The following is a 22,343-nucleotide window of genomic DNA, read 5'->3' on the forward strand; positions in this document are numbered from 1 at the left end:
TTACTCCCCCCAAATTTGTTTATATTATCTCAATATAACTATATTACGGAGTATTGTTAATTATACTGAAACAACTCACATTATTTTCTTAGACTTTTATTATTAACTTCTCCTACTTCTATGAAAAAAGCACCTACAAATTGCAGATGCTTTTAACTTGCCACTTGCCATGTGGATGGCACTATTCTTCTCTCACCACATCTATTAAATTTTCCTTTTTCATTCTTCTAAGAGGTGCCTGCACAGAGATATATCCAATTATCATAGCACCTGCCATTGCAATAATTACTGAGTCTATGGGTAGTTTATAACTTTGTTCTCTTACCTCATTCATACTTCTATACATAGCATAAGATAGTGAAGTTCCTATTATTGAACCATATAAACTTCCTACAATTCCATAAAGCATTCCCTCAAGAGTTATCATCTTCTTAAGTCCTTTTTGAGTAAGTCCTATACATTTTAGTGCTGCAAATTCTCTTCTTCTTAGTATTAAGTTTGTAGTTAATGTATTTATAATATTAACGCTGCCTATTAATGATACCACCACAACAAATCCAAATAATAAGATTTTAACCATCAATATAGAAGCCTTTGTTTTTCTATTTTGATCTATAATATTTATAAGCTTTAAATTTCCTTCTCCATTTATTATAGATTCAATATCTTTTTGGGCTGTATCTTCTGCTTTTGCATCCTTGAGTTTTATGTTTAATGCTGAAGGTTGTATATCCCTACCTATTAATTTTTCAGCAACCTTTTCTGTAGTTATTATCTTAACATCTGTTTCAGATCCTAGAAAATCAAAAGGATTGCTTTGGAGAACAGCTAGAACTTTAATTTTATTTACGTCTCCTTTTCCAAACTCTAAAGCATTTCCATCTTGATTAAATCTATTTTCATCCCCTTGGAGAAGTATTTCATCTCCTACTTTTAAATCTGTTACGGGTCCGTAGTAACTATTCTTGGTTTTTCCATTATATACTCTATTTTTCCCTATTATAATTACTCCATTTTCATTATTTAAGTTATCAACACTTATACTTCCTTCCTTTAAATACTTCTTTGCAACTTCTAAAGAAGCTTCGTCATAAACAACTAAAGAAGCATCTATCAAAGTTTTATCTTTACCTTGATATGTTATATCTTTGTATATTCCACCTATAGTTTTTATAGGATTTATCTCCTTAGTTTTATCTATAACTGCCTGAAAATGCTGTGTTCCATATTCCTTATACAAAGTTCCTATTTCAGGTAGTTTTTCTACATTACTTAAAACTTTATCTTCTATACTCTTAGTATTATCATCTCCAGAAGTTCTTACTGAAAAATGTATATTATTTGACTCGTTCATTTCACTGTAAACATTTAATGACATATCCATAAAAGCTTTAAAGGTTATAAATAAAGTTACACTAATTATTATTGAAAATACAGTTGTTCTATACCTTTTTCTGTTTCTTTTTATATTCTTTGAGGCTAAAGCTCCTTCAAATCCAAAAAGTCTGCCTATAATTAAACTCTTTCTTTTCTTTATTTTTTCTTTTGCTATAGAATTTCTACTGCTTATTGCAACTAACGGTGAAATTCTACCTGCAAATACTGCTGGAAGCATTGCTGATGCATAAATTGAAAGTAATCCAACAATTGTACTGATAATTAATACGTCTATAGTAATGGTTGGTTTAATAAAAACCAATTCACCCTTACCTATAATTTTAAACGCTAAATCTATTCCATATAATGCAATTATGCCTCCAACCAGTCCTATAGGAATCCCTATGGCTGCAAGGAATGTAGCTTCTCTTAATATAATTTTTCTTATTTGTTTTGGAGTGGTTCCTACAGCTCTTAGAAGGCCAAATTGTTTAACTCTTTCCACTACACTTATCTGGAAAGCATTATATATAACAGCAATTGTTGCAATTATTACAATTCCAATTACCACAATTAAAACACTTAATAATTCCTTAGGAAATCCTTCACCTTGCATTGCTAATAAGTCAGAATTTTTTACAACTGATTTCTCATCTGATAACTTTTTAAGCTCATCAAGGTTTGTTCCCAGATTTTTATTAACATGTAGTTCTGCTAGTAAAATTTTCTCATTTTGATTTACATCAGAACTATTTGTGATTATTTCCCCTATGCCTAAGCTTTGGCTTCTAAAAGTATCACTTAATATTCCAACCAAAGTGTACTCTTTATCTAATATCTTTATAGTGTCTCCTAGCTTTGCATCTTTTCTTATTTTGCCAAGAAACCACTTTTCTAAAACTACTTCTGTATCCCTTTCCGGGAATCCCCCTTCTTTAAGAGTGTAAGGTAGTAGTTTTACCCCCTCATCTGTTACAAATATTTCTTGTCCCTTAAGATTATTGCCTATATTTATTTCTTTTCCCTTTGCATAAGTACCACTTCTTAAAACATTTGGGTTGCTCTTTATTTTAGTAATAAGATTATTATCAACTTTAGAATACATAATATGCCATGAACCATAGGTATTTTTCATATCTTGTATTTGTGCTTCCTGCATACTCTTTAGAAAAAATCCTATGGATGATACTAAAGCAACTGACAATATAATTCCTATTAAAGTTAGTATTGTTCTTTTTTTATTTCCTCTTAGATATTTCCCTGTTATCTCCTTATAACTCTTAATCATATTTTTCACCTCTAATCTATTTCAAATATTTATCTGAAACTATTCTTCCATCCATAATTGTTATTACTCTATCTGCACTAGAAGCTATGTTAACATCATGAGTAATCAAAATCAAAGTTTGGTTATATTTTTTTGCAGAAAACTTCAAAAGCTCAATAACTTCCTTAGAATTGCTGCTGTCAAGGTTTCCAGTAGGCTCATCTGCAAGTATTATAGAAGGCTTATTAAGAAGCGCCCTTCCTATAGATACTCTCTGCTGCTGACCTCCTGAAAGTTCTGATGGCAAATGGTTTTTCCTATCTTCCAAGCCCAAAAGTTTTATTATCTCATCTAAGTACTCCTTATCCACCTTATCGTTATCAAGTAAGGCTGGTAATGCAATGTTTTCTTCTACATCAAGTATTGGCAGTAGGTTAAAAAATTGAAAAATGAAACCTATCTTCCTTCTTCTAAATATAGCAAGCTTTTCTTCCTTATATTTATAAATATCCTCCCCGTCAATAATAACCTTTCCTTCAGTCGGTCTATCCAATCCTCCCAAGAGATGAAGTAAAGTACTTTTGCCGGAACCCGAAGCCCCTACTATAGCCACAAACTCACCTTTATTTATGCTTAAATCCACACCTTTTAATGCTTCTACTTTATTTCCTTCTTTTCCATAAATCTTTTTTAAACCTTGAACCTTTAATATCTCCATTTTGTACCTCCTAATATTATTTTCTATACACAAATCAATCTCCATTAATTAAAATTAGAAATGTCTCTTAACGCTGACTTCTAAGCCAACTTCTATCAATGACATTATTATAATCTTATTTAAACAAAGACTCCATGACAGCCTGCTTACAAAGAAAAAAGTTATCTTACAGTTTAGTAAGATAACCTTAATATTTTAAAAATGTAATTATAAAACTTGTTCCTTCTTGCTCTTTACTTGTAACTTCAATATATCCCCCATGCCTTTCAATTACTGACTTTGCTAATGATAGTCCGATACCTATAGAATCACTTTTTTGTGATTTTTTGCTCTTGAAAAATCTCTTAAACACATGAGGTAAATCTTCTTCTGAAATAGCTTCTCCAGTGTTTTTTATGATTATTCTTGTATATATAGGGTTATCTTCTATATTGATGGTTACCCTTCCGCCATCGCAGGCATGCTCTATCCCATTTTTAACTACATTACTTAGTGCTTCCTGTAGCCATAGCCTATCATGCTTTAAGATTACAGTATCCTTTGGCATAAGTTCCACCTCTACCTTAGCCTCTACAGCTTTGCTTTCTAGTATTTCTATAGTTTCTTCTATAGTTTCATTTAAGCTTTGATCTTCCATCTCAAGTTCTATGGCGTTAGCATCTATTTTAGCAAGCTTTAGTAAATTTAAAATAAGCCAACTCATACGATTAAGCTGATTTTCATTATTCTTCAAGAAAGTAGTTTGCTGCTCTTTTGTTAAATCCTTATTTAAAAGAATATCATTATACAAAATCATTGTGGAGAGAGGAGTCTTTAACTGATGAGAAATATCTGAAAGCAAATCTACTAAAAACCTCTTTTCCTTAGTAAGGGCAAATAGGTTTCCCCTAATAACCTCCCCCATGGAATTAAAAGATTTTGTGAGCTTTGATAAATCTCCTTCCTTTTCTTCACTAAGTTTTAAGTTGTAATCTCCCTCCACAATTTTTTTTGCTGCTGAGCTAAAGTTTCTCATATTTTGATAAAAATATCCATGCTGAAAATAGTTAAGAATAAAAAGCAGCATTGTAAGAATAATTCCTGAGCTAAGTATACTTATTTCCATACTCTTAAAATTGCCCTTTATATAAGGAAATAAACCTATATCTAACTTTTCACTTAAACCATATTGTCTTAAAATTTCTCTGCCTTTTCTCTCCTGTTCCTTACTTACTTCCCTTGTCAAAAGTGGTATTATTTCTTTTTCAAGCTTAGGATCAGCTTCAACTATTTTAGCTGTAATAGTCCCTAAAGCCTTTATATAATCGCTTTTTAATTTTTCATTATAATTCTTTATCACAAAATAATTGCAGGTTAAGAATATAACCATTATTAAAAGAAATATAATAGAACTCTTTTTTATTTCTGGATTATTAAAATATCTTTTCATATACTACTCCTTAATTACTTCCTTGTTCCACTTATACCCTTGCCCTCTTACAGTTACTATATACCTTGGCTCTTTAGGGTTTTCTTCTATCTTCTCTCTAATTCTTTTTATGTACACAGAAAGGGTATTTTCATCAAAGAAAGCTTCCGCTCCATCCATTAACCCTCTTAATATTTCTTCTCTTTTCATTAATGCATTTGCATTTGACATAAATATTAAAAGCAATCTATATTCTTGAGCTGTAAGAGCCACCTCGCTACCATTCTTTTTAGCCAATGCCATGGATGTATCTATAACAATATCCCCACTTACCAATTTATTTCCAGTTGTCACTGTATTAGAATTTCTTCTCAAAATTGCTTTTATTCTTAGAAGCAGTTCTTTTACTCTAAAGGGTTTAGTTATATAATCATCCCCACCCATTTGAAAACCAAGCACTACATTTACTTCTTCATCTAAAGCAGTTAAAAATATTACAGGTGTATCCCTTTTACTTCTAATGTACTTACAAAAATCATATCCATTTCCATCTGGTAAATTTACATCTAATATTACTAAATCAAAATTTTCTCTTTCAAAAAGTACTTTTCCTCCTTCTAAAGTAGAAGCGCTCAAAACCTCGTAGCCTTCATCTTTAAGCGTAAATTCTATTCCCATTGATAATGCCTCATCATCTTCAACTAACAGTAATCTATTCATACATTCCTCCATCACTTTAAAACTACGATTCATATCTTTATTTCAATTAGATTATACATCTATATTGTAATTATTAACATACTTATCATGTACATAACAACTTGCCATGTGGGTGGCACTTGGCAAGTTGCGTATCGGACTTTCACTGACAAGATTACGCGTATGCCGGGCGCACACGAAAAAGCACCTGCAATTTGCAGATGCCTTTAGCTTAAATTTATATTATATCACTTGTTTTCTTGATAACACTGTAATTTTATTTACTTTCCTCAATTAAATACAAGAGATTATCATCTACATTATAAAATAACGGTACAACTGATATCTTTGGATATTTTTCATTTAACCTTTTTGTTTCACTTAATAAAAAATCTATTTCATTTTCAATTTCAAACATTGGAGCAAAACTTGTAAAATGTTCTTCTGCATGTTTTTCATCCCATCCAGCATTCTCAATTAATCCTTTTATAAAATTATCCTTTTTAGATATTAAATTTACCATTCCACAATTATTGTGACCTATTAAAGCTATTGTCTTAACACTTCCAATAGCAACAGCATAGGATACCTTAAATTCACTATATCTCAAATTTCCCCCACCTGTTCGTAAGATATATGCAAAATTATTTGGAATTCTAAGTTGTTTACGATTATCCATACACATTCCTACTAAAAGGTCAGCCTTAGCATATTTTTCAAAATCGTATCCTAAGTTATGATATTGTAACAACTTTTCAATTGGAGTATTTATATATTGTGGTAATATATCCTTTTTATCCAATACCTTTATTAATCTATTCATAAATAGCCCTCCTTATTTTATGTAAATAGAAGTAGTCACGAACTGCATTTATTACCCTTTACAAGTATATAGTTTACTATAGTATATTTGATAGATTTAGCCAAGTGTTTTTTGTTAAATCTTTCAAGACCTCGTTGGATAAATTAAGGACGATTAATAACTATTTGATAAAATCACAATTAGTTATTCACCATCCCCATTTTCATTATAAATATTCTCTTTTAAACTCTAAATATCCATTTTTTCTTAACTTACAAGCTGGACACTCTCCACAGCCATTTCCTTTTATTCCATTATAGCAAGTCAAGGTTTCTTCTTTTACTATATTAAGAACTCCTAAATCACTGGCCATTTTCCAAGTTTCTGCTTTATTTATCCACATTAAAGGAGTGAGAATTTCAAATTCATAATCCATAGCTAAATTTAGTGTAACATTTAAGGATTTTATAAATACATCTCTACAATCTGGGTATCCACTGAAATCACTTTGAGATACACCTGTTATAATAGTATTTATTCCTCTTTGTTTTGCAAATACTGCAACAAAGGTTAAAAACAACATATTTCTTCCATCTACAAATGAATTAGGCACTCCCTCGGATGGTGCATTTTTATCAACAGTTATATCCTGTCTAGTTAATGAATTTGGTGCTAATTGATTTAATAAATTTAAGTCTAAAATGTGATGTTCTACATTATATTTTTTACATATGTCCTTTGCACATTCTAATTCTAGTTTGTGTTTTTGATTATAATCGAAGGATAGTGCTATAACCTCTTCAAACTTTTCTTTTGCCCAAAATAAGCACGTTGTACTATCTTGTCCACCACTAAATACTACTATGGCTTTTTTCTTATTCATTTATTACACCGCCTTTAAGTTTTTATTTAGTATAAAGCATCAGCAACTTATTATTTAAAATTGTATCTGTATTAAATCTACCTCTTAAAGTAGTTGATATTGTTTTGGTTCCCGGCTTTTTTATTCCTCTAGTACTCATACAGCCATGTTCACCTTCTATAATAACCGCTACATCTTCTGAGCCAGTTATCTTTTGCATGATTTCTGCTATATCGCTTCCAATTCTCTCTTGAAGCTGAAGTCTACGGCCTACCATGTCCGCTATTCTTGCTATTTTACTTAATCCAATAACTTTTCCATTAGGCACATATGCTACTGCCACCTTCATATTATACATCAATGCTAAATGATGCTCGCAATGGCTAAATATTTCTATATCTTTCATAAAAACTATATCACTAGAATTTTCGTTTATAGATAAATCATCCTCGAAAGTGGTATTAAACATTTCTGCAATTTCATCGTTAGTAAAGCACATTCCCTTAAATACTTCTTCATACATTTTAGCTACACGTTTAGGCGTGTCCTTCAGCCCTTCTCTATTAGGATCATCACCTAAAGCTGCTAGGATTCCCCTTATATGCTCTTCAATTGCTTTTACATCAATAGCCATGATATTATACCCCCTTTTTACTTGGTTCCCATATAATTTTGTGAAGCTGTACCTGTAAATTAACTCCATTCATTTTATTATCTTTCATAAATTCTACTATATCTTCCATTTGAATTTCTCCAAATACAGGACTAATATATACGCTGGCTTTATCCACGAGATTATACTTATCTATTATATATTTAGCTTTCTCTAAATCTTTGGTGCTGCCAGATACGAATTTAACTGTATCTTTCTGATTTAAATAGTTGAAATTTTCCACTGACATTTTTTCTTCCATATTACTTGATGGGAGCTTATAGTCCATGGTAAAGCTTGGTGAATTTTCTATGTCGGCAAACTTATTTAAAAGCACACTTCCATTGGTTTCTATTTCGACGTTAAGTTCTTTATCTTTAGATAGAACCTCTAAAAGTTCTATTATTCCTTCTTGAAGAAGAGGCTCTCCCCCTGTTAAGGTTGCATTTTTAACACCTGTGGATTTAATATACTCATATATATCATAATCTGACATTAGCTCATAAAATACATCTTTTTCATTAGCCCAAGTAGTATCACAATAGCTGCAGTTTAAATTACATCCTGCAAATCTTATAAATACTGCTAATTGTCCACAACGTCGTCCTTCTCCATTAATACTAACAAATTTTTCAACTACCTTAAAATTCACCTTATCTAGCCTCACTTTCCTCATATATAGCACTATTAGTAGGAGTTTCATAAACCGTAGCTCGTTTTACGCTATATCCCTTTTCCTTCATTGTTTTAAAGAAAAATGCTGCAAAACTTTCTGCTGTTGGTCTAAAATTTACCTGTAGTACTTTAAATCCGTCTTGGCATATACAATGTAATGTTTCTTCTCTCATAGTTCCTTCTTGAATTATTAATGCATGATCATAATAATCTACCATAGCTTTAATATCTCTTTTTAAATCTCCAAAGTCAATTACCATTCCATCAAGCTGACCGCCCGTTTCTAATGTTTCTGACTGTACTTCTATTTCAACTTTCCATCTATGTCCGTGAATATTTCCACACTTGCCTTCATAATTAGCAAGGAAATGAGCACTATCAAAGCTGTGCTCTGCCTTTAAAATATACATAATTACTCCTCCTGAGTTCATCTTAAAATCTTGCTTCCATAATAGCAGCAACCAATTGCTCCATTAAATTGAGGTTCTTCTACAGATACTATTTCTTCATAATCATTCTTAAGATAGTTTCTTATTGCAATATTACTAGCCACACCACCAGTTAAAACTAGTTTTTTACCTCTAAATTTAGTTAAAAGATGCTGTAATCTTTTATACAGAGAATAATTAACCCCTGCACATAATCTTTCAATTCCTACGCCTTCAGCTATTTTACCAATTAGCTCTGACTCAGAAAATACCGCGCAAGTTGAATTTAAATCCACAGGATTTTCTGAGTATTTACTCATTTCATCAAGGGATATTTCAAGTACATTTGCCATATTCTCTAGATATCTACCACAGGAAGCAGCACATTTTTCATTAAGCTCTAAATCTGTAGTAATGCCTTTTTCTATTTTAACTACCTTAACATCCTGTCCTCCAACATCTAAAAGTATAAAATCTTTTAAATGGGTTTGGTAAATAGCCCCATAAGTATGAGCCTTTATCTCATTTATTGGTGTAAAGAGCTTTAAATCAGTATTATTTTTTCCGTAACCTGTAGATACTGCCCTATCAACCTCACCTATATGAAGTTTTTCTAAATCTACAATTATCTTGCCATCAAAACTGCAATAATCTCTGTAAAAACTCATTGTACTTACTTTTTTCTTTTGAACTATATTATTATTTTCCATTAACACAATCTTAACTTCTCTACTTCCAAGATCTATTCCTAATATTCTCATCTTTCAGCCTCCTTTAAATCAAGAAGCATATCAAGAAAAGCTTCTAGCCTAAGTTTTGTTCTTGCATCTAATGAATTTAACTTATCTCCTTCAATGTTCAGGATTGGAATATCTAATTGATTCTTTAACACTATATCTTCAACTGCCCTATGACAAAAGGCTTGAGTGTAGTGAATTATACCATCCAATTTCCTATCTTCAATTTGTTTTCTTAATTCTTTAATTCTAAATTCAGTATCATAAGGATAAGTGTAGTCATAATACTGATGAAATACATTTAAAGCCTTATCTCCCCTAGGGAAAGCAAACTCTCTTTGAACTTCGTTATAAACAAAATGAGCATTAAAATTTTCAACAAAGTCATATATATCTCCAGTCATTGGAGGAACCCCTATATATCCTAATCTTAATTTTTTATTTATTGGTTTTCTTTTTTTAATATTATCGATAGTTTTCTCAAGATCATCTTTATATGAGTTTATATCTCCATTAAAGTCACTTAAACTTACCTGATATAGATGATTTTCAAAACCAGTGGCCTTATTTTCCTTATAAGTTAATTCATCAATTTCTTTACCTAATTGTCTAATTTCATTCAATCTTTTTCGAACTGCTTCAACTTCTTCTAGAGTTACATTAAAAATATCAATAAATCTTTTTATTTCATTTTCTACATCCTTAAGATTATGACTATTGGGAAAGGAAAATGGATAAACCTTTATTCCTCTTAACTCAAGCACTTCAATAAGGGCTTTAGTATTAGAACAATCTCCCCCCATAACTCCAACTATTTCTTTAATATTATTTTCTAAACATACTCCATAAATTCCCTTTATCCAAGCACATAAGCTTTTAGGAAATCCATCTCTTTCAGCTATATCTATATATTTCAAATAATTCTCTGAGGTTATAAAGATATTATTTAAATCTACCGGTGTATATCCTGCAGCAATTATAACTTCTACTGGTACTGTTGTGGTTAAACCTATTTTTTTCATTATAACTTCTCCTTACCTTAGGAACTATATATCTATAATTTTCTATTTTTTCCAAACAAAAAAGGGCATACGCCCTCCATAAACAAAAAACTACCTAATTCAGTAGTTACGTCCTAGTTTTGTTTATAGACAGGATGGTTACGAACTGTCTCTATTATTTTTTATGTGGCTACAGTTTACTATAAAATATTTACTAAGTCAAGTTTATAAAAATAGCTGATCAGGATAAAGCATTATGATGACCCATAAACTTCCACATGCCAAAATAAAAGTATCCACTTAATTAATAATTTCGTGGATACTTTTATTATTATTTAGTATTTCTATGTATTATACTTTATTCATTTCTTTCATAATTTGTTATTTTATCTATTGTATTATCTTCATTAGCTATTACTACAATAGGCCTGTACTCTCTAGCCTCTTCTTCATCCATTTGACAATAAGCCATTATTATTACTTTATCACCAGTTTGAACACATCTTGCTGCTGCACCATTTAAACATATAGTTCCACTTCCTGGCTCTCCTGGTATAACATAAGTTTCAAATCTGCTTCCATTATTAATATCTACTATTTGTACCTTTTCACATTCTAAAATATTAGCAGCTTCCATTAAAGTTCTATCAATAGTTATACTTCCTACATAATTAAGTTCAGCTTGAGTTACAGTAACTCTGTGTATCTTAGATTTTAACATGTGTAATTGCATATTATTTCTCCTCCAATTCAAAAGTAAAATTATCTATAAGTCTAGTGTTCCCAATAAATACAGCTATTGCAATAAGAATAGAACTTTTTATATCCCTTACAGGCTCAAGTGTATATTTATCTACAATTTCTATATAATCTATCTTTGCAAGAAGTTCACTATCAATTTCTGCTTTTATTTTAGATTTAATGACTTCTGCACTGATCTCTCCATTTTCTAAAAATTCTTTACTTTTCATTAAACTTTTATTAAGAATTGTAGCCGCTGCTCTTTCTTCCAGTGAAAGATATTTATTTCTTGAGCTTTTAGCAAGTCCATCTTCTTCTCTTATTATAGGACATCCTATTATCTCTATATCAAAATTTAAATCTCTAACCATTCTTCTTATTACCGCTAACTGTTGAGCATCCTTTTCTCCGAAATATGCTCTATCTGGATTAACTATATTGAATAATTTAGATACTATAGTACATACCCCTCTAAAATGACCTGGCCGTTTTAAGCCGCAAAGTCCATCTGTTAACTTTTCTACATCAGCGTAAGTGTTAGCATTATTAAAATACATCTCTGATGCTTCAGGATTAAATACTATGGCTGCACCTGCCTTTTCACATAGTTCTTTATCTCTATCAATATCTCTTGGATAAGTACTTAAATCCTCATTAGGTCCAAATTGAGTAGGATTTACAAATATACTTACAACAACCTTATCATTTTCCTTTACTGCTTTATCAATTAAACTTCTATGGCCCTCATGTAGATATCCCATAGTAGGAACAAGTCCTATACTTAATCCTTCTCTTCTCCACTGTTTTGTATATTCTCTTAGTTCTTTTATTGTAGATACAGTTATCATATTTAATCCACTTCTTCCCTTCCGATTAAATGAAACCCTTAGTATAATTTATCTATTATCTTATCATCTATTGAAAAAGTATGTTCTTGTGATGGAAAAGCTCCATTATTAACTTCTTCTATATATCTCTTAAAACCATTCTTCATACTTTCTCCAACCTCTGCAAACTTCTTTACAAACTTAGGACTAATATTTGAAAACATGCCTAGCATATCTTGATATACAAGTATTTGTCCATCACAACCTGCTCCTGCTCCTATTCCTATAGTTGGAATAGATATAGATTTAGTTATAATTTCTGCTAGCTTAGCTGGTACACATTCAAGTACTATAGCAAAAGCTCCAGCAGCTTCAATTTTTTTCGCATCTTCAATAAGCTGCTTAGCAACTGATTCATCTTTACCTTGTACTTTAAATCCACCAAAAACATTTATAGATTGTGGAGTAAGACCAATGTGCCCCATAACTGGTATTTGAGCATTAACTATAGCTTCAATTTGCTTACATACTGCAGCTCCACCTTCTAGTTTTACAGCTTCAGCTCCTCCTTCTTTAATTAGTCTTCCAGCATTAAACAAAGCATCATAAACTGAAGTTTGATAGGACATAAATGGCATATCTCCTACTATAAGTGCATTCTTACTTCCTCTGGATACAGCCTTAATATGATGAATCATATCTTCCATGGTAACACTTAAAGTATCCTTATATCCAAGGCAAACCATACCTAAAGAATCTCCCACTAATATTCCATTAATTTCACACTCGTCTATCATTTTTGCTGTAGAATAATCATAGGCTGTAAGCATTGTAAGCTTGACTCCTTCTGTTTTAGCCTTCTTAAAACTAACTGATGTATTCTTCATTCTATTCCCTCCAAAAAAGCTTTTATATGGTCATAATTTCTTCCTGTATTTTTCACTTTAGATAATTCTAAGAGCCTCATTGATAGAATTTTATATAAGTGCACATCCTTTGATGGAATACACTCTATGTGTTTTTTTATTGTCCCTAGATCAGCTCTTTCAACAGAACCTGTAAGTGAATTAACAAATCCTTTTTTCCCTATGTTTTTTATGTTACTACTAATGAGCGGCATTAAGGCACTAATAGATTCTTTAGAATCTACTCCACATTCTTCTAAGTAATTACACCCTAAACTTATAAGTGATAACACAAAATTAGACACAGCAACATTAGCTAAATGATAAAGTGACTTTTTGCTGCCATCAATCTTTACAACCTTATTACCCATTTCTTCAAAAAAAGAGCATAAATAGTTTAGATATTCACTACTTCCTTCTATTGAAAAATAGGCATCTTTTAAATACATATATGTTTTAAACTTATCTGAAAATGGAAACATAGGATGGATAGAATATCCGAATGCACCTGAATTGTTTATATCCAAGAATATTTTAGAAGACTCTGCGCCACTTGTGTGGCAAATAATTTTACCCTTTATATTAAAGTTTTTTATATTCTGCCAAATATCACATATACTATCATCAGAAGTTGTAATAAAAATTGTATCACTGTTATTTACAAGTTCTTCTAGATTATTATAAGCTTTTGAATTTGTAAAAATTGCCGCTTCATATGCAGACCGAAAGGTTCTGCTATAATACCCCTCAACTTTTACTTTATTACAAGATAAATATTTTCCAAGAGAAAAGCCAACTTTACCGGCACCGATAAAACCTATATTCAATAAGCATCACCTCTTTAATTTTTTGAAGTGATACAAAAAAATCCTCAGCTATACTGAGGTATACTTCTCCTGTATAGTAGTCTCATTCATTGTGATATGAGCAGATATTGATATAAAGTTAAAATTAACCTTGTTGAATATAACCAAATAGTGCAGTTCCTTAAGGATACTACCCATTAAAATGAGTTTATCACAGAAAAAAATACTAGGCAAGAAAAATATAAAACGCCGGTCAATGTCATTTTACAAACATTGACCGGCTCATTTTTGCTCTATAGAAGCTTTTTTTATAGATTTGATATCCTTGGGATAAAGTCAATATTAATATCGGGTCTACCTGTATAATATCCCTGAGACAAGTCCACACCTAATTCTTCAACAGTATTCAGCGTTTCCTTATCTTCTACGAATTCTGCAACAGTCTTTACATTAAATGCTTTTGCCATATTTACAATTGCCTGAACAATATATAGATTTTCGCGTTTACTATTTATATCCTTAATAAATGAACCATCAATTTTTAAATAATTTACATCTAGCTTTTTAAAATAGTCCATAGATGAAAAGCCTGTACCAAAATCGTCAATAGAAAATCTATAATTATTCTTTTTACATTCGTTAATTATTGAAGTAAATTTCTTAAAGTCTTTTATGTTCTCTGTCTCTGTAATTTCAAATATTATATTTTCATGTTTAACATTATACTTATCTATAATTGAATTTACTTTATTTAAATAATCAATATTATCTATCTCTTTTACAGATAAATTAAATGCAAATACCAATTTATTTTCTTTGTCTATCTTACTTTTATAACATAATGATTTTTCAAGTATTGTTAAATCAACAGTTTCTATTAAATCATTTTTTTCTGCAGTTATAATAAAAGGATACGGAGATAAATAATTTTCTCCCTCCTTTATTCTCATAAGCACTTCATACTTTTCTACTTCTTTTGTTTTTATGTTAATTATTGGTTGGAAAAATGGTACTAATCTATCTTCCTTTATTGCTTCTTTTAATAACATTAATTTATTATTATCTAGTTCTATATCTTTTGCTAACGCTTCTAAACTAGAGCATATATACTTATCTTTACCATACTTTAGGTCATCTACTATTTTCTCTATCTTGAATAAGCTATCATTAGCCTTTTGCATTTCTATTTTGTTTATATTTATAAGTGCCAAAAATGATTCTATTTCAATACTTTTATTTTTTATATTAAATTCTCTGCGCTCTAATTTAGCCAAATTCTTGTCAATCAAATCTAAAAGTTCCTCTTTATTTTCATCTTTAAACAGCAAAATAAAGGATTTATCACTATAACTATATAAAGTTGCCTTATCATCAAAGAGTTCTTTTATTAATTTTGCATATTTATTTATAGCCATTTCATATAGATTTCTTCCATATGCAAATTTAATATTGCTTAATTTTTTAATACTAATTACTAGTAAGCCAACATTGTCATAATATTTAGAGCTTCTTATGATGTCAGCATATAATTTATTTTTGGTTTTAAAACCCGTTAGATCACTAAAATTATAAAACCTATTTATAAAATAATTTCCCAGTATAAGAATTAATAAACAAATAATACTTCCTATAGATGCAATACGAAAATTTGATATATTCTTTTCCTTGCTTATTACAGTAGGTTTAGTAAAAGTAAATATTGTACACTTCAAATTTTCTATGCTATTGTAATATCCATATATCTCATTGTCATTAATATTCTTATAATTCATATAACCCGAAATATCTTTATTTATTCCAATCCATTTATCTTTAATTTCGTTAATGTTATTATCTACGGACTCTTCAGATGATGAAATTATTACATTATAATCATTAAATACCAAATATATATCATAGTTATATACCTTTTTTACAAGTAAATTATATATATCCTCCAGCAGTATATCATCACTGATGACGCCAATAAATTTATGATTCTTGTAGATTGAATAACTTATTGTTATGCATGGCTTTTTAGTTATCATATCAGTGTAAACATCACTTACAATAGGAATTTGTGATTTTTCAGCATGCTTATACCACTCTCTTCCTCTTAGATCATATTCCATATCAGTTAATTTAACTATTCCTTTTGAATTAATCTTATTACCAGATACAGCATCAACAAAATATATATTATGTGATATGTCGGATAATATATTTTTATCTTTAAATATACTTGATATTATATTAGTATGATCTGTATGAGTTTCCTCTAAAGAATTATCTAGAAGTTCTGCTACTACATCCCCCTTAGATTGTATAGATAACTTTTCGTGGGAAATTTGTTGCTTAATAAAGTAAATATAATCCTTATTGTTATTACTTAAATTTAATTCATACTTAGCTTTTATATTACTATTTTCTTTAACTATAAACATTGTAATTATTCCAATAAAAATAAAGCCAATAATTGAAGATATTAGTAAATGATTTTTTATATGCTTAGTCATAATTCACCTCTATTAACAAAAAAAACAGGCATAATCCGCCTGTCCAATTCTCAAAATGCAATTTGGTAATCTTAGAAAACTTATGCTTCCTTATCCTTCGTAAATTTACCAAGACATACCAATGATATTATATTACCAAAGATAGCATAATGCAACATAAAGATTTACTTAATAAAAATATTGCTTAGTGCAAAATTTTGGCTTTATAAATCGTATTAGTAATGAAAGGGGAGTAAAAACTCATGAATAAATTTTATGGTACCGAAAATTATATTCAAAATATTATTGAAAAATATTCTGATATGATACTAAGAATTTCCTACTCTTACATGAAAAACTTTAATGATGCTGAAGATATAACACAAGAGACTTTTATTAAGCTTCTTGAGAAGCAGCCAACATTTCAAAGCAGCGAACAAGAAAGGGCCTGGTTAATTAAGGTTGCAATTAATTTAAGTAAGGATAAGTTAAAGTCCTCATGGTTTAAAAAGACAGCTCCATTAGAGGGAGAGTTTATTGCTACTTGTCAGGAAGATAATGAAATAATTGCAACTGTTTTAAGTTTGCCTTTGAAATATAGAAGTGTTATTTTCCTATTTTACTATGAAGATTATAGTATTTCCGAGATTGCTAACATTTTAAATTTAAAAGAATCAACAGTTGGTTCACAACTTAGTAGAGGAAGGAAATTACTTAAATCTAAACTGATGGAGGATTTTGAAGATGAATAAAAACAAAATCAAAGATGCCTTTTCTAATATAAAAGCAAGTGAAGAATTTAAAAATAAACTAACCAACAATCTAAATTCTGCTTCTATAGAGACGAAGAGGACAAAGAAGAATCTGTATAATAATTCCTTTGCAGCAGTAGCCGCTATTTTATTAATCTGTATAGGACTCATGAGCTTTAAAACTATAGCAAATAAAACTAAAAATCCAGCTAATATAGTAACTATCCCTAAAATGGAATTACCAAATAACAATGGTGTTTATGTTAAAATGATTCCCCTTATTGTGTATAATGGTAAAATATATACTGCGTCCCATACAACTATTGATTCTAAAAATGCAGAAAACCTTTTAGGCGAGAAGTTAGGCAGAACAAAAGCTAATATAAATGAATGGAGTAAACAAACAGAGTATTCAAAGGAGTTTGCCTCTAATATAGGAGAACAGGACGTATATGCAGTAAAAGGCTATGATAAAGCTTTTAGAATAATGACTAATATTAAAACTCCTGAAGGAGCATCTTATCCTGAGTTTTATGACTGTTTGAATGGAATAACAATTAATACCGGAGCAGATGTATTTGGAAGGCTAAATCTTAAAGGTAATGTTATGGAAGCTAAATTTAGAAGTTATAATAATTGGAATAATGGTGTAGAAGCTTTTAGCCAAATAAATGATATAAGCCTATTAAATCGCTTTCTTGATAAGGTAAATAAGTCTACTCCTTACTCTCAAGAGGAAATAGAAACTTCCTTAGGTGATTACAGAAATGATGACGAATATAAAGAAATTATCTTAAAATTAAAGGATGGCTGTGAAGTAAGTTTTACAATTTTAAAGAGTGGATATGTAAATTATGGCTATTCGACTGTATACTTTAAAATTAATGATAAGATTTTTGAGAAACTATGGAATGAACTAATCATTTCACAACCTACAAAATAAACAGCTATTTCCAATATGCCGCCCCCTAAATTTAGGGGGCTATAAAATTAGTAATTTGCAACTTGCCACGTGCCTGGCACTTGACATCTATGCTACACTATATAAAGAGGTGTTTAAAGTGAAAAAAATAGTAAAAGTAGTTGGGGCAATTATTCAAAATGAACAGAATCAAGTGCTTTGTGCTCTTCGTTCTACAAAGATGACACTCCCAAATCTTTGGGAATTTCCTGGTGGAAAAATTGAGCATGGTGAATCAATTGCTGATGCAATAATACGGGAAATTAGAGAAGAGCTTAGTTGTGATATTGAATTTATTAATATATTCAATATCAACACTCACGAATATGATAATTGTATAGTAAATTTAATTACAGCAAAGTGCAAAATTGTAGGTGGACACCCTATTGCAGATGAGCATGCAAAACTTATTTGGTTACCTAAAGAAAACTTGCTTTCCTTAAACTGGGCACCTGCAGATCTTCCTGCTGTTAAATTATTGGCATCAAAAATGGATTAGGAGGGAAAGTTAGATGACTTATCCCTCCTTGCATTTTTACCGATGAAAAATCACAATTTTACATTTTATCCCGTGGGTCTGACCCCTTTATTCATATCTCAAGGCATCAATTGGATCAAGCTTTGCTGCTTTTTTAGCAGGATATAGTCCAAAAAAAATACCTACTGATGATGAGAAAATAAAAGCAATAAGTATAACTTTTACTGATACTGGAATATCCACCTTCATTAGCTTACTTGCTGCTTTTCCTGCTGAAATACCTAGCATAGTTCCAACTATTCCTCCTATTAGACATAAAATAACTGATTCTGATAAAAACTGAAGTTTTATATCACTTGTCTTAGCACCAATTGCTTTCCTTATACCTATTTCTCTTGTCCTTTCCGTTACAGATACAAGCATTATGTTCATTACTCCTATGCCGCCAACTAATAGTGATATAGCTGCAATTGCACCTAATCCAAGTATAAGCATGTCTAATATCTTGTTAACGCTATCCAGATCTTCAAATCCCTTGTTTGCTGTGTATTTACCTGAGTTACTATGTTTATTTTCAATAATTCTTATTATTTTAGAACTTATCTCATCCGCTTTTGACATATCTGATACAATAACAGACATATAACTTATATCACTAGATTTCATTATTTGTTCACGTATTGTTATAGGTATATATATTTGACCTGGCCTGCTATCCTCAAAAGAAGCTAGCCCTTCTTTCTCCTTTAAAACACCTATAATTGATACATCTAAGTACTTTTCACCTATATTGATTTTTGCCTTTTTTCCAACTACATTTTCTACATCATTAAATAATTTTACTGCTGTTCTCTCATCTATTACTGCAACATTTTTTTTAGTATCAACATCATGCTCATTTAAAAATCTTCCATAAGAAAGCTTTATATCTTCAATCTCTGGATAATTATGATTTATTGCACTTACATATGCCCTGTTAGACTTATTGTTTACTTTAATGGAGCTAAAGCCGCTAACTATAGGAACAACTGCAGTAACTTCTGGTACCTTAGCTGTTAACAAATCTACATCTTCTAAGGTAAAATAATCCCTTTTTGCTACATCGTCTGTTGAGGAACTTATCTGCAAATTTATCACATTGGTTCCCATACCCTCAAATTCACCTGTAATAAACTGCTTTGCTCCTTCTCCAATTGATACTATCGTGATGACAGATGATATACCTATTATTATTCCAAGCATAGTTAAAAAAGATCTCATTTTGTTTGCCTTTATACTTTGAACAGCAGATTTTAAGCTTTCAAGAACATACATTTATACCTGCCCCCTACTTAATGTTCTATTTAAAACAGGTTTATCGGATATTATATTCCCATCTCTAAAAAGAATATTTCTCTTTGTATATGCTGCTATATCTGGCTCATGAGTTACCATTACTATTGTTACACCTTCATCATTTAATTCTTTAAAAATACCCATTATTTCTTCACTAGATGCGCTGTCCAAATTTCCTGTAGGTTCATCTGCCAAAAGTATCGATGGATTATTTACTAGAGCCCTTGCAATTGCAACTCTTTGTCTTTGACCTCCAGATAACTCATTTGGTTTATGATGCATTCTACTTTCAAGCCCTACCTTCGCCAAGGCTACCTTTGCTCTTTTCCGTCTCTCTGATAAAGGTATCCTATTATACATCATAGGCAGCTCAACATTTTCAAGAGAACTAAGCTTTGGTAGTAAGTTAAATGACTGAAACACAAATCCAATTTTCTTGTTCCTAATTTCAGCAAGACTATCATCATCTAGAGTAGATATATCTTTACCATCTAAAATATATTTACCAGAAGAAGCTCTGTCTAGACAGCCCAAAATATTCATAAGTGTAGACTTACCTGAGCCAGATGCCCCCATAATTGCAACATATTCATTTTCTTTAACCTGAAAATTAACACCCTTCAAAGCCATGAGCGTAATAGCTCCCGTATCATATATCTTTACAAGATCTTGAATTTCAATAACCATTATTTATTTCCCCCAGACTCAGAAACTTTGTCTCCTTCTTTTAAAGTTTTTTCTGGACTCAATACGTATTTTTCCCCTTCTTTTAATCCGCTTAAAACCTCAATATTATAATCAGTTTCCAATCCTGTAGTGATATATCTTCTAGCTATTGTATTATTACTGTCTATAACAAAAACATATTTTTTACCCGCATCTTCTTTTATTGCTTCAAAACCTATTTGTAGTACATCTTTCTTTTCATTCAAAATAATTTCTGTATCTACTTCATATCCTATTTTTACATTTGCATCTGGCTTGTTTATAGATACTTTAACATTAACCTTTGAATCCTGATCTGTTGAGTTTAATTTTTTTTCTGCCCGCTGTCCAATATCTGTGATAGCTCCTGTATATTTTTCATATCCTCCATTTACATTAATTATTGCCTTTTGCCCCTTTTTCATCTTTATGGCATCATACTGACTTACATCCATAGAAGCCTTGTATAATGAAATATCATCTATTATAATCTTCTCCCCTGCTTCTGGATATTGATTTACCTTAGCATCTATTTTTGTAACTATTCCATCTACGTTTGCTCTTAAATTACAATCCTCAATCTTCTTGTTAAGACTCTGAATCTCTGACTGAATTAATTCAATTTGATTTTTTTGATTTATAATCTTATTGTTTATAGTTGAATCCATGCTAGAATAAGTACTTTGCGCATTGGTCAAAGCAATTTCAGCACTTTTTAAAGCATTTTGGTTATCCTTAACTGCTTTTTTTGCTGCTTCAAATTCATTAGCTGATATCAATCCGCCTTCAAATAAATTTTTACTTTGTCCAAATTTTTTATTTATATCGTCCAGATTAATTTTCGCATTTTCAAGTGATATCTGCGCCTGTTTTAACGCATTTTCAGAAGTTAGTTTGTCATTTGATGAACTGCTTTCTACTATGTAATTTAAATTATATTCTGCATTAGATAAATTAAGTTTTTGCTTTTCTAACTGACTTCTAAAATCTGAGTCATCTAACTTAGCCAAGATATCACCCTTTTTGACAGTTTGTCCTTCTTTTACAAAAATCTCTATAACTTTTAGAGAAGAAGATAATGCTATTTCGTTTCTGCCGCTTGATTCAATACTGCCTGTAAGTGTTGCCGATTGAGTTAATGAGCCTTTTTTAATTGCTGCAGTGCTAATTTCTTTAATTTTCGCCTTTTGAGACTTAGAATAAGACCTAATTCCAAAAACTCCTCCAATAATGATTATAAGTAAAACAATTATCATTGATTTTTTAAATCTAAATCTAAACTTTTTAGATTTAGGTGATTTAGTATTATCGAAGCCTATACCTGAAGTAGATTCTGCAATTGGCTTTGCATTTAGTTGTGTATCATCTTCTATACTTGACTGATTTTGTGAATTTTCATTATCCATAATTATCCCCCTTTTATACTTATAAATCACTTCACTCTTAGATTAGTGATCTCTTTTATTTTTCATTAAAATGCCCTAATAATTAAGCAAATACATTTTGAAAAAATGTATTTATATAAATTATCAGGGTAATTTAATTTCATATTTACTATAAATAAACTCCAATTAAGTTATATTGTTGAAATAATTGGCTTTTATGCCATTTATGATATCATACACAAAGCTATAGTTCAATATTTTGAGCTGCTTCATAGCAAATTTAATATATTAATTATTTCTTAATAACTACAATGTAACTTCTTTCCTTCGGAAAAATTATTAATTATA

The 22,343-nt window shown here is 30.3% G+C and carries 22 protein-coding genes; 3 read left to right on the top strand and 19 right to left on the bottom strand.

The genetic code is table 11. The features are described 5' to 3' along the window. Positions 1-181: 181 nt before the first annotated feature. From JOC70_RS15810 to JOC70_RS15885, 16 genes are all read right to left on the bottom strand, one after another. Complete coding sequence (locus tag JOC70_RS15810; RefSeq protein WP_204599866.1) at positions 182-2,665, bottom strand: ABC transporter permease; 2,484 nt, start codon at positions 2,663-2,665, stop codon at positions 182-184. 16 nt (positions 2,666-2,681) lie between these two features. After that, a complete protein-coding gene (locus JOC70_RS15815; RefSeq protein ID WP_204599867.1) occupies positions 2,682-3,362 on the bottom strand; it encodes an ABC transporter ATP-binding protein in 681 nt (226 codons plus the stop codon). 187 nt (positions 3,363-3,549) lie between these two features. Beyond that, positions 3,550-4,791 carry a sensor histidine kinase gene (locus tag JOC70_RS15820; protein WP_204599868.1) on the bottom strand — a complete coding sequence of 414 codons (1,242 nt, stop codon included), beginning with the start codon at positions 4,789-4,791 and terminating at the stop codon, positions 3,550-3,552. A gap of 3 nt (positions 4,792-4,794) precedes the next feature. After that, positions 4,795-5,490, bottom strand: coding sequence for a response regulator transcription factor (locus JOC70_RS15825; protein ID WP_204599869.1), 696 nt, complete (start codon positions 5,488-5,490; stop codon positions 4,795-4,797). A 256-nt stretch (positions 5,491-5,746) separates the two neighbouring features. After that, positions 5,747-6,292 (bottom strand): carbonic anhydrase, encoded by a 546-nt coding sequence (locus JOC70_RS15830; protein ID WP_204599870.1) that lies wholly within the window; start codon positions 6,290-6,292, stop codon positions 5,747-5,749. A 205-nt stretch (positions 6,293-6,497) separates the two neighbouring features. Next, positions 6,498-7,154, bottom strand: coding sequence for a 7-cyano-7-deazaguanine synthase QueC (gene queC / locus JOC70_RS15835; protein WP_204599871.1), 657 nt, complete (start codon positions 7,152-7,154; stop codon positions 6,498-6,500). A gap of 22 nt (positions 7,155-7,176) precedes the next feature. Further along, positions 7,177-7,767: a GTP cyclohydrolase I FolE gene (gene folE, locus JOC70_RS15840; protein ID WP_204599872.1), complete on the bottom strand. Its 591-nt coding sequence runs from the start codon at positions 7,765-7,767 to the stop codon at positions 7,177-7,179. A 4-nt stretch (positions 7,768-7,771) separates the two neighbouring features. Then, the gene (gene queE, locus JOC70_RS15845) at positions 7,772-8,437 is read right to left on the bottom strand and encodes a putative 7-carboxy-7-deazaguanine synthase QueE (protein WP_204599873.1); all 666 of its coding nucleotides are present in this window, start codon (positions 8,435-8,437) and stop codon (positions 7,772-7,774) included. 1 nt (position 8,438) lies between these two features. Then, positions 8,439-8,870: a 6-carboxytetrahydropterin synthase QueD gene (gene queD, locus JOC70_RS15850; RefSeq protein ID WP_204599874.1), complete on the bottom strand. Its 432-nt coding sequence runs from the start codon at positions 8,868-8,870 to the stop codon at positions 8,439-8,441. A 17-nt stretch (positions 8,871-8,887) separates the two neighbouring features. After that, complete coding sequence (locus JOC70_RS15855; protein ID WP_204599875.1) at positions 8,888-9,649, bottom strand: acyl-CoA dehydratase activase; 762 nt, start codon at positions 9,647-9,649, stop codon at positions 8,888-8,890. Beyond that, on the bottom strand, positions 9,646-10,647 hold the full coding sequence (locus JOC70_RS15860) for a 2-hydroxyacyl-CoA dehydratase family protein (protein WP_204599876.1): 1,002 nt from the start codon (positions 10,645-10,647) through the stop codon (positions 9,646-9,648). The genes JOC70_RS15855 and JOC70_RS15860 overlap by 4 nt, the downstream gene beginning before the upstream one ends. Before the next feature lie 337 nt (positions 10,648-10,984). Continuing rightward, on the bottom strand, positions 10,985-11,359 hold the full coding sequence (gene panD / locus JOC70_RS15865) for an aspartate 1-decarboxylase (protein ID WP_204599877.1): 375 nt from the start codon (positions 11,357-11,359) through the stop codon (positions 10,985-10,987). Between the two features lies 1 nt (position 11,360). After that, positions 11,361-12,215, bottom strand: coding sequence for a pantoate--beta-alanine ligase (panC, locus tag JOC70_RS15870; protein ID WP_204599878.1), 855 nt, complete (start codon positions 12,213-12,215; stop codon positions 11,361-11,363). A 38-nt stretch (positions 12,216-12,253) separates the two neighbouring features. Then, on the bottom strand, positions 12,254-13,081 hold the full coding sequence (gene panB / locus JOC70_RS15875) for a 3-methyl-2-oxobutanoate hydroxymethyltransferase (RefSeq protein WP_204599879.1): 828 nt from the start codon (positions 13,079-13,081) through the stop codon (positions 12,254-12,256). Continuing rightward, positions 13,078-13,926, bottom strand: a complete 849-nt coding sequence (locus tag JOC70_RS15880) for a Rossmann-like and DUF2520 domain-containing protein (protein ID WP_204599880.1) — start codon at positions 13,924-13,926, stop codon at positions 13,078-13,080. Before JOC70_RS15880 ends, panB begins: the two co-directional genes overlap by 4 nt. Before the next feature lie 287 nt (positions 13,927-14,213). Beyond that, positions 14,214-16,400 carry an EAL domain-containing protein gene (locus JOC70_RS15885; RefSeq protein ID WP_204599881.1) on the bottom strand — a complete coding sequence of 729 codons (2,187 nt, stop codon included), beginning with the start codon at positions 16,398-16,400 and terminating at the stop codon, positions 14,214-14,216. Positions 16,401-16,642: 242 nt separating this feature from the next. On the opposite strand from JOC70_RS15885, the gene JOC70_RS15890 reads away from it, so the two are divergent. From JOC70_RS15890 to JOC70_RS15900, 3 genes are all read left to right on the top strand, one after another. Next, positions 16,643-17,131 (top strand): sigma-70 family RNA polymerase sigma factor, encoded by a 489-nt coding sequence (locus JOC70_RS15890; RefSeq protein ID WP_204599882.1) that lies wholly within the window; start codon positions 16,643-16,645, stop codon positions 17,129-17,131. Then, positions 17,124-18,074 carry a hypothetical protein gene (locus tag JOC70_RS15895; protein WP_204599883.1) on the top strand — a complete coding sequence of 317 codons (951 nt, stop codon included), beginning with the start codon at positions 17,124-17,126 and terminating at the stop codon, positions 18,072-18,074. Before JOC70_RS15890 ends, JOC70_RS15895 begins: the two co-directional genes overlap by 8 nt. Before the next feature lie 118 nt (positions 18,075-18,192). After that, positions 18,193-18,591, top strand: coding sequence for an NUDIX domain-containing protein (locus tag JOC70_RS15900; RefSeq protein WP_204599884.1), 399 nt, complete (start codon positions 18,193-18,195; stop codon positions 18,589-18,591). Between the two features lie 87 nt (positions 18,592-18,678). On the opposite strand, the gene JOC70_RS15905 is transcribed toward JOC70_RS15900, so the two are convergent. The 3 genes from JOC70_RS15905 to JOC70_RS15915 are packed head-to-tail and all read right to left on the bottom strand — an operon-like array spanning position 18,679 to position 22,016. Continuing rightward, positions 18,679-19,884 (bottom strand): ABC transporter permease, encoded by a 1,206-nt coding sequence (locus JOC70_RS15905; RefSeq protein ID WP_204599885.1) that lies wholly within the window; start codon positions 19,882-19,884, stop codon positions 18,679-18,681. Then, complete coding sequence (locus JOC70_RS15910) at positions 19,885-20,592, bottom strand: ABC transporter ATP-binding protein (RefSeq protein WP_204599886.1); 708 nt, start codon at positions 20,590-20,592, stop codon at positions 19,885-19,887. Continuing rightward, positions 20,592-22,016 (bottom strand): efflux RND transporter periplasmic adaptor subunit, encoded by a 1,425-nt coding sequence (locus JOC70_RS15915; protein ID WP_204599887.1) that lies wholly within the window; start codon positions 22,014-22,016, stop codon positions 20,592-20,594. The genes JOC70_RS15910 and JOC70_RS15915 overlap by 1 nt, the downstream gene beginning before the upstream one ends. Positions 22,017-22,343 lie beyond the last annotated feature (327 nt).

Origin of the sequence: Clostridium pascui (genome assembly GCF_016908015.1) — a bacterium.
Classification (GTDB): Bacteria; Bacillota; Clostridia; order Clostridiales; family Clostridiaceae; genus Clostridium_AK; species Clostridium_AK pascui.